The 847-nt window shown below is 26.9% G+C and carries 1 pseudogene; it reads left to right on the forward strand.

From position 1 onward, the window contains the following. Positions 1-614: pseudogene (locus ELQ11_RS09590) on the forward strand (hypothetical protein); the annotation flags it as partial. Positions 615-847: the final 233 nt, after the last annotated feature.

Below are 847 nucleotides of genomic sequence, written 5' to 3' on the forward strand. Positions count from 1 at the left end.
AAAACTCTTCTTTTTTTAAAAGGGCTACAAAATGTATTATAGCTACAAAAACCTTAGAAGGCTTTAGCACAAGTCAAATGCACAAAATTGGAAATGTGGCAATAGTCTCTTTAAGCTCTGCAGATAAGAAAGGTGGAAGCTATACTTTTACAAATAAAGTAAGTATGCAAGATTTTGGAGAAAATCTTTATTTAGATACTGAGGCAAATGGGTATGAAAAACAAATAAAAAATTCAAGAAAGAATTTATATATCACAAGTTTGCAAGCTTATAAAGAAAAAGAACAGCAAAATACTACTGATAAAATCCCTTACAATGAAACTATTTTTGTTAGAGCTTACTTAAATAATGAGGAGAAATTTTTCTTCGATGAGACAATTAAATGGGCATATTGTATAAAAAAAGAAGAGGAATTAGAATGCAATCAATCTAAAATTAAGATTTTAGAAAATCTTCAAGGAAATGATATAGCCTTTAATACTTCTATGCTTTCACAAGATGATAGGAATATACTTTATAATATGAATGAAAAATATCAATTAATTTTATTTGCTTATTTTAATAAACCTGCTTTTAAAACAACACAAGGAATAACGCATTTAGTGTTAAAATGACTAAAGATTTAAACTATACAAAACAAAGCCATTGAACTTACCCTCTCAAATATAAAAGACAAAGAACAAATTTATTTAAAAGCCCAAAAGGATTATGATGAATTAGTCCAGCATAATTTCACTCAAAGAATTTTAAATGATAAAGATTCTATAGTGGATGGAATTTATAATGAAAGGATTAAAAAGATTCATACTCAAACCATAGACTTAGCTAAAAATGTCAATGTAGGAGG

It is taken from the genome of Campylobacter sp. US50a (assembly GCF_004379015.1).
Lineage (GTDB): Bacteria > Campylobacterota > Campylobacteria > Campylobacterales > Campylobacteraceae > Campylobacter_D > Campylobacter_D jejuni.